The 8,659-nt window shown below is 39.1% G+C and carries 7 protein-coding genes and 1 pseudogene; all 8 read right to left on the reverse strand.

Annotated features, from left to right (window positions below; all coding sequences use genetic code 11):
- Nucleotides 1–108: 108 nt before the first annotated feature.
- Nucleotides 109–2,034 carry an ATP-dependent helicase gene (locus I6E38_RS08865; RefSeq protein ID WP_235393637.1) on the reverse strand — a complete coding sequence of 642 codons (1,926 nt, stop codon included), beginning with the start codon at nt 2,032–2,034 and terminating at the stop codon, nt 109–111.
- Nucleotides 2,019–4,124: an ATP-dependent endonuclease gene (locus tag I6E38_RS08870; protein ID WP_235393638.1), complete on the reverse strand. Its 2,106-nt coding sequence runs from the start codon at nt 4,122–4,124 to the stop codon at nt 2,019–2,021. The genes I6E38_RS08865 and I6E38_RS08870 overlap by 16 nt, the downstream gene beginning before the upstream one ends.
- Nucleotides 4,125–4,160: 36 nt before the next feature.
- Nucleotides 4,161–4,403, reverse strand: coding sequence for a hypothetical protein (locus I6E38_RS08875; protein ID WP_235393639.1), 243 nt, complete (start codon nt 4,401–4,403; stop codon nt 4,161–4,163).
- A 109-nt stretch (nt 4,404–4,512) separates the two neighbouring features.
- Complete coding sequence (locus I6E38_RS08880; protein WP_235393640.1) at nt 4,513–5,943, reverse strand: HD domain-containing protein; 1,431 nt, start codon at nt 5,941–5,943, stop codon at nt 4,513–4,515.
- Nucleotides 5,940–6,257 (reverse strand): hypothetical protein, encoded by a 318-nt coding sequence (locus I6E38_RS08885; RefSeq protein ID WP_235393641.1) that lies wholly within the window; start codon nt 6,255–6,257, stop codon nt 5,940–5,942. The genes I6E38_RS08880 and I6E38_RS08885 overlap by 4 nt, the downstream gene beginning before the upstream one ends.
- 42 nt (nt 6,258–6,299) lie before the next feature.
- Entirely contained in the window at nt 6,300–7,211 is a 912-nt protein-coding gene (locus tag I6E38_RS08890) for an HAD family hydrolase (protein ID WP_235393642.1), read from the reverse strand.
- 367 nt (nt 7,212–7,578) lie between these two features.
- The gene (locus I6E38_RS08895; RefSeq protein WP_235393643.1) at nt 7,579–7,851 is read right to left on the reverse strand and encodes a hypothetical protein; all 273 of its coding nucleotides are present in this window, start codon (nt 7,849–7,851) and stop codon (nt 7,579–7,581) included.
- A 213-nt stretch (nt 7,852–8,064) separates the two neighbouring features.
- Nucleotides 8,065–8,313 (reverse strand): annotated as a pseudogene (locus I6E38_RS08900) (hypothetical protein); the annotation flags it as partial.
- Between the last annotated feature and the right edge of the window lie 346 nt (nt 8,314–8,659).

An 8,659-nucleotide genomic window follows, 5' to 3' on the forward strand; every position in this document is an offset into this window, starting at 1 on the left:
ACTTGGACCCTAAAGTCGGTTTAAGATCTCATCTATTTGGATGATTTACTAAGTATGCCTTGAAAGCATTAAAAATCTGTCCCATCTATTTATATCAACAACCCTCTGTTATGGCAACTTCTTTACATTATCGTTTCCAAACCACTCTACCGCTACCTTCAGCACTTCATCTGAAGGACTGTTATAGTAAACAGCCAGATTCTCTTTGGCACGTGTGCAGCACACATAGAAAATCTTCCTTGATCTTCTTACCACATTATCTTCTAGCTCTTTACCTGTAGCTGTGAACAGTCGTTCAAAGTTATAAAGTCTCCATTGCCCATTATCCATAATCACCAACACATTGTCAAATTCCGCTCCTTTTGTCCTATGCTGGGTCGAGAACGGCGTCATCCCCTCCAAATAGCGATACAGGTGTTGCACCTCTGTATAAGGCACTTTCATAACCCGATCGAATACATAACCACAACGCTCCTTATAACGCTCTAGCGAGTCATCTTTCTTAACGATGCCCTTCTCATCTGCCAGTTCTATAATCTCGCCGATGGTCTTATCACCTACATTCACAAGCTCTTCGATATCGTTGTGCAGCGTCTTCAGGTCGCCATTAGTCAGTATCTCTTTTTCCGTGTTGTGCAGAAAATCAGCTACTTCGTTCGTCTTATATAGGTATATACAGCGTTCTATCTTCATCAGATGCTTCACAAGTTCCGATCGTTTCGAGCCAGTCTTGCTCTCTTCGTCTTCACTCTGCTTCTTATCATCTATCAGTTGGTCGCTGTCCACATACATCTTCGCGACTTCATCATAGCTCCGAGCCATTAGGTATTCATAGTCTAACTTGTGAGCGTCAATATATGTCTGCTGACTATTGGTTGGCTTAACTTTTTTGCGTCCCCTATCCGTAGTACAACCATCAAGCAACTCCTTGGCTACATCGCCAAGTGTCTTGCCCTCTGTATTCATAGGATGCTCCTTCACATACGCCTTCACCCTGTCTCTGTATTTCAGGATTTCATCCCCTCTGTGGATAGCCATCAATGTCTGAAATCCAGTCTTCTCAGCAATAAGCCTATGCGTCAGGTTCAGTTCCTTCACTTTGCCTGAATCATCAAATGCCCATCCCTCATTTGCCTTCAGCCAGTCTATTACCATCTGCAGATTTGATTCGTCGGGATTGTTGTCATAGAGGAAGAGCGCCCTTCCTTTTTTTATCTTACCGTCTTTCATATTAGGTGCATTCACATCGTCTGATGGTCTCTGTGTCAGGTCATCAAGCCTTATCTTATTAGCCAGATCAATCACTGCCTGTGGTGAACGTCTGTTTTGTTCCTTCTTCACCTCATACACTGCTCCAGTTGGTGCCTTGTATGCATCTATATCTCCCACACCGTCATCATAGATTGACTGCATAGCATCGCCAAAGAATCCAATGATGCATTTCCTTGCAGATCCTTCTTCCTGTATTGTTTCCAGAAGGATTTTCACCACCTTGGGACTCGTGTCCTGATACTCGTCCACCAAGATAAATGGATACGTGCCTTTTATCACTTCCCTCAGCTTCGGGTATTTCTCAAACATCCGTTCTGCCACCAGCAGCACCTCGTCATGCGAAATGATGCCCTCTGCCGGTCGAAGATACTCCTTATATTGAATATCAAGTAATTCACCCTCTTTCACAAAGAAGTCATCGCCCACATCTTTAGTTTCCACTCCGCTTACCTTTATTGCCTCACTTCTTATGAGCTCCAATACGGTTTCTCGCAGTTCGTTTTGAAAATTACTGATGCTGTCCCACAGAAAGTCGTGTATCGTTGATACGCGTAGATTATCGTGGTTCACACGATTCTCAATCTCCCTTACTGCCGCATTGGTATAGGTCACGCAAGCTATCAGGGCTGTAGGGTATTCCTCTATCAGCCATCTGATGACTTGTATCAACGTGTAGGTCTTGCCGCTACCAGCACCTCCACTCAACAAGAAGTGATGTCCATCTTTGATGTGCTTTATTATCTGCTCTATTTCCGTAGCCATAACAATCCGTTCTTGATGTATGTGGGCACTTGCCATTTACTTTCCTTCGTCTCTGCCAGTATCAACTCTGCAGCCAAAGCCGATTTACTTCCAACACCCTCAGCTAGTGCATAGGCATCTTTATCGTTCTTAAATTGCTCCAAAGCTTTGACATCCAATGCAGTTTCATCAATGCTGCTATTAGCCATGAAGTCTGCATTCATCTGGAAGAAAGCATCCTCAAAACTTCGTGGCTGATAGCCTCCTTCAGGGGTCTCATAGCTCACCATCACATTGCCGTCTGTCGTAGGTTTCAATTTGCCCTGTGTCTCATCCCATTTCAGTAATTTCTGGTCGTCCGACATTCCAACATAGTCAGCTATCTTCTTGTCATTCCCGAAATAATGTTTCAGAGCTTTATTTGACGTGACTTGCTCCTTCGTACTGTCATACATGCATTTCTTGTGGTGTCCCTCTGCCTCGCAGATGTCAATATCTGTCACCACCAGCAACTTCTCCAATCCAATAAACTGGAAGAACTTTTCGAAGATGTGAGAATGAGCACCAATGGGCAGCACCGAAATATTCTGCGACAGCAGGTTCACCTCATTTTTTTCCTTGCCAGGCTGGTTATCTTCATCCACTTTTCTCATCATCAGGGGCATCAATATGCGTTCTGTATCGCCTTCAATAAATATGGCCTTGTCTGCAAAAAACAACTCGCTGTTCATCACTGTCAGATATTGACGCAAGAAACGATAGTACTTATGGTTATCACCGTCATAGAGGGTCTTCAGCTCGCTGATGTTCTTTGATACCACAGCATTTTGGCCCTGCTCTCTTCTGAGATATTTGATGTCATCAAAATCGCAGTCTGCCAGTATATGAGGTGAGTGGGTAGAAATGACCGTTTGCAGTGCCACCTTGCCGTTTTTCCCCTTGATACCCTCGTCAATTAGTGCCTTGATGTTCTTGATAAACACATACTGCATCTGTGGGTGAGTATGAGCTTCAGGTTCTTCGATGAACAGCAGATTGATGTCCGCAGGCCTGCGTTTTGTTGCGCGTTTCATCTTCTCAACTATCAGTTTTATCTCGAAGATAATACTGATCAAGTTCATGTAGCCCAAACCATTATAGTTCTCTGGTAAGTCTCTGCTACCATGTTCATATACCACGGTGGTATTACCTTTCAGCAGTTCCCTATGTTGCAGTGTGGAGATGACCTTGATGATGGTTTCTTCCTTCTTCATGCCTCCGAGTCTGGCCACGGTGCCTATCACATCGTCAAACATATCTTTGTATATGTCAGACAGCACCTTGTCAGTATCACGCAGGCTCGACAAGAAATCTTCTCTTGCCTTTTCATTCTCTTCACTCATTTCCTGAGCCTCATACAGTCGCGAGGTTTGTCCCGACAAGGTATGATCTAGTTCACGATTATCTACACTCCTTCTGGCACTGATAAACTCAAACGATATAATATCGTCTAGTCTGAACCCTTGCAGTTGGCTGATGTTTACGAAGCGTTTCTCATCAAGAGACATATCCTTTTTCTCCACGTGAACCGATTTCCTGATTATCGTAAAGAATCGTTCTTGGCGATGTTCCAGATAGTCTCTCTTATCGAATGTCGGTTTTTCCTTTTCCGCTTTATGTGCCTCGTCATACTTGGCTTTCTGCTCTGCGAAGTCATCCCGCATTCGCTTGTAACCATCGTATGTCAGCACATAGTCAAAGCCCAAAGCGAAGTAGTTATTCGCATCTTCCAGGTTTGTCAGTATCTTGTTACCTATATTGTCTAGGCTGTCCATATCGGAGAATTCACAGAAGATGCGCAGACTGATGCTTCTTTCTTTATAATCATTTTCAGCAATCATCGGCCCCTCCAGCAGCAACTCTATTTCCTGCTGAAAATCCAGGTTGAAGTCATTGTAGCGAATTCGCTTCTTTTGGTCGCCTCCACCATTGATAAACTTATCCAGAGCCACCAAGAGCGATGTCTTTCCTACATTATTCTTGCCCACTATCAACGATAGCTTATCTTGCAATTCTATCGAAAAGTCTTTCAATAGTCTGAAGTTCTTCAATGTGATTCTCTTTATTTTCATACTCTAAAAAAAACTGTATGGTATTATTTCTATCCTTTAATTTTGTCTAGGTGGAATAGGCACCGCAGGTCGCTTTGCCTTAGGCGTAAGTTTTATCTCTTTACTATTCTCATCATAACTAAGCAACCCATCTTTTACCAACATAGCGATATCGTATGCAGCCCTATCCTCATCATAGTCAGGGAACTTACTTACATATCCTATTAACTCAAACTCCTGACATACATCATCAGGCTTGCTATCTACATAACCTATAATTTCTCTATCAAATGGTCCCATAATTTTTGTTTTATATCAAAAAATCAGTTTTACCGTATCCTAGTTAGTACTCAATTTAGGGCATAGCCCTTTATATAGGCACTTTTGCAAGTGCCTATATATCGTATTTCTAATGAGGATGTTTGATTTCATTCAAAAAATTCACAATCATTAGAACAATGTTTTCTCGATTGATTTCTTCTTTTTCAAACAAGGTTCTTTCAATGAAAACATACTTGAATGTTTTATTATTATATGTAGTATCTGCTTGGGGCATACCTAATTCAGTAAAATCAACAATCAAATTGTCTCCATACATTAAATAAACTTGACCTTGTTTTACACTTTTCATTGATGGCGTACTTTCAAGAGTAAACACTTTCACATGAAACTTGTTCCGTAAAAAATTCTCAATCTTATCATACACCTCTCCAACATCATTCAATAAATAATTACTCAAATCATTACCCAATATAGCAATAAGTTCTGAATATGTTTTCCATAATGGAACATATTCATATGAGCGTGAAAACCATTCATTAAAATGAGGTATATTCTCATGATGACTCTTCATCAGATGGATTATATCATCATCTGATAACATATAAACAGAAACGCCATCACAAACTTGAACTTTTTCAAAGAAAGAGCGATAATTAAACAACTGCTCCTTCTTGACTTCTTTGCCTAAACTCTTCACTAATTCTTGAACAGCATCCTTGAAAATTTTCTGTTCATATATAACCTGATGATGTTTGAATACCCAATTACTTTGAAAATTCTTGTTATCCATCATACTCTGTATATCATACAAAGCATTTTTCAAATAAACGATTCTATATTTCCCATCTTTATCCCTGTACAATTTTACAGACTTAATAATCCTCTCAACATCAACTGAGTTGTTCTGATAACCAGAAGACCATTTGTCCCTACAGATATAGTCAAGTTTATCGGCATCAATAACATCTCCATGCAATAGGGATATAAAACAATTTTCTAATGATTTTGAATCATCTATATATTGAAAACCCATTATCATTCTTCCAACCAATGCAGGGTCGCCATTTAATGATAGTATAGCATCCTTATATGTAGTTACACATAGAAGAGCTGACATAATTTCATGTTGTTTTACATCCGTTTGAGTTACATCAAGTTTTTGGAGTGGTTGGTCTTCTATCCCACCTTCTACAAGATATGACTTATAAACGTCAAACAAATCGGACGTGCTACCAAAACAACTCTCTAATGTATGAGAAAACGGAGAGTGACCAACATCGTGAAGCAGACATGCTATAAGAAATGACTGCATTAGACTTTTATCCAATTTTTCATTGTCACACATGATCGTATCCAAAAGCCTTTTTCCAATATGAAACACACCAATGGAATGAACGAAACGGTCATGGCGAGCACATGGATATAACGAACGGGAAGATAACTGCTCTATCCTACGCAAACGTTGAAAATTTGCTGTATCTACAAACTTTTCACAATAATCATTTGGTACAGAAATATATCCATGTACAGTATCAAGGAAGATTTTATAACCTTTCATTTCTTTATATATTCTCTTATAACTTCTGATACAATGGTACGGGTTGAGGAATCTACACGGTAATACTCTCTGATAAACTCATTACGAATAGTCTCATCAGGGGATATCAAATTACTGTTGTCATCAACGTCTATTCCTAAAAGTTCATTTACACGACATATTGCCTTATGAGTGAAAACAGTTGTAATAAAGTCATCTTCTTCATTTACGATACTCATTACTTTTCTCACGTCATTCATATCGATACTTAACTGGTAAGACATTATGTCACAGAAAGATCCTATAATGTCTTTTATTTCAATTGTTTTATACATTCTTATGTCTTTTTTCTTCAAGTACTCGAATTAATTATTTAACTATACAAGGTGCTTTGGCGTTGTATTTGTATTCTGCAATTTTGCCTTTTCATGCTCTTTTATTCTTTCTGCAAATTCTTGAATTTTATTGCATATCCACATGTTGGCAGTAGTGTTATCTCTATAATCTGCCTCTGCAAACATATCAATACGGTCATCTTGACGAAGTTTTTCGACTTGTTTAAATGCAGACATGTTGCCATGAGGATAAATCGCAAAAGTTGCTCCCCCACGTCCTTTTATGACAGAAAAAGCAGGGACATCACTTGGACCATCGGCTATGTAAATCATATTCTTGAAGTCAACTCTTCGCTGGTCTAAATTCATTTTCACATTTACATCAACCTTATGGTCGTCATGAGCGCCTTTGTTTATCTCAAAAATTGCCTTTGTCTTACTTGTATTGTCTATTGTATAAGCTATTTCGCTTATATATGGATTGTTCTCATAATCACGATTCTCAATAAGCTCACATCCCCATACCCCTGAGACATAATCCTTGAGAGCCGAACCTTTAATAACTTGGGCAAAACCAGTACTTACAATATAATGTTCTACTTTAATATTATACTCACCACAGAGCGTGTCGTCATCCAAGAGATGTTTTGTCTTTTCGAAGATTTCCGGAACACCTGGGTAAAACTTAAGTTTCTCACCATAGCTTAACAACTTCTTGTTGTCCAAACCTGCAAAACGTCCTCCTGGCTTCGCATCATTAATAAACTGATTCAGATATATGAGATCTCTATTCACCTTGACACCTTGTTCTTTCATATATTTCTCAGGAAGGGCATTGACTTCTTTCCAAAATTCAGAGGCATCAACATGGTATTCCTCAAATATAGGATCTTGCATATATCCATCAACAAGGGTTTTGTCAAAATCCCAAATAACAGCAATTATATTCTTCATGGTATTTTAGTTTGTTTTTTGATGTGATACTTTTTCTAATTTAAGTGCTTGCGTTGCCTACGGCAATTAATTAGTACTCAATTTAGGGCATAGCCCTTTGTATAGGCACTCTTGCAAGTGCCTATACATTGAGTTATCTTCACTTGTTTATTAAGTATTTCATACATTTTACACACAAGTGATTTTCGGCTGCACTCGGCATAGCTTAAACAAGTTTGGCTCTGCTCTCGTTGGCACGAAAATTCTTCGCTCAACAATTTAAAAGCAAGCTTGCTTTGTTCATGACTTATCGAAAGTTAGTTCTTTCTAATTTAAAAACTAATTTAAGTGCTAACAATAGAATTGCGATTGTTTGTCGGCTGGCGCATCATAGTAATCTACCACTATCACGTAATCGCTTTTTCATACCTTGCAATGCAGATTCTGCCCAAAGCTTATAGTCATTCTTCATCCCTTTCTTTTCCTCGTCCGAGAAATTAGAACGCTCGATTTGAAACTCTACATACTTTTCTGCCGAATGCTTTGCATTATCAAGTTCTGCCTCTGATACCTTAGCGATTGTCATCCGCTCACCTATAATGGCACAGATATAGCCTTCGACAAAGGCTGTTATGTAACTTTGATTATTTCGATGTATCATAAGTAAGCACTCAACCACTTCCAACCCCTTATAAACAGGGGCTGGAGAGCCATTGATTATTTTTGTTTTAACTTTTGTTTATTTGAATTTACCGTGCGACTGCACTGGGGAGAAGCTTTTCGTAGCCCTTCTCACCCTCTATAAGTCTGCTGAATACATAAGCGAAATACCATAATCGTATTTTTATGTTTTGCAGTGTAAAGGTAATTCGATTCATACAATATTCCTCTGAAGAAATTGAGTGCTTACATCTGGTCGCAGGCTGAAAAAATCCCTGCAACCGTTAAATACATTAGATAAAGTCCTCACGCTCAAGAATTCAAACAAGCTTGATTCTACTCGCTTAATCAGACTTTTAGTAAAAAACTTACCGAGGTATTCCCAGGCAGACCGTCCCTGCATCTTAACTGTACCGATGATGCTATGATAAGTAGCAGCCATCTCTGCCCCTTCGTCACAGCCTCCGTCTGGTACTGGAAATAGAATCTCTTTATACATTTTCTCGTCATGGCAAAGTCCAAGCAAGCTTGCTTTGCTCATCTCTTATCGAAAATGTTCCAAATCTTCACTGCTGTACATAATTCAATGTTTTAAATTCAGCAGCGAAGTTACTTATTTCTAATTTAAGCCATAATTTGAGTGCTTACATAAAAAAGGCGGCGCATATATTTTGGAACATAAATTGCCGTAAATTAAACGTAAATTAGCATGAATTATATTTACACTCAAACACCCTATATTTACGAAAATTCACGTGACATTTACGATAATTTACGTTATGCGACAGAAAGTTATGCTTCGTGAACTA

Source organism: Leyella stercorea (genome assembly GCF_021531355.1).
Lineage (GTDB): Bacteria > Bacteroidota > Bacteroidia > Bacteroidales > Bacteroidaceae > Prevotella.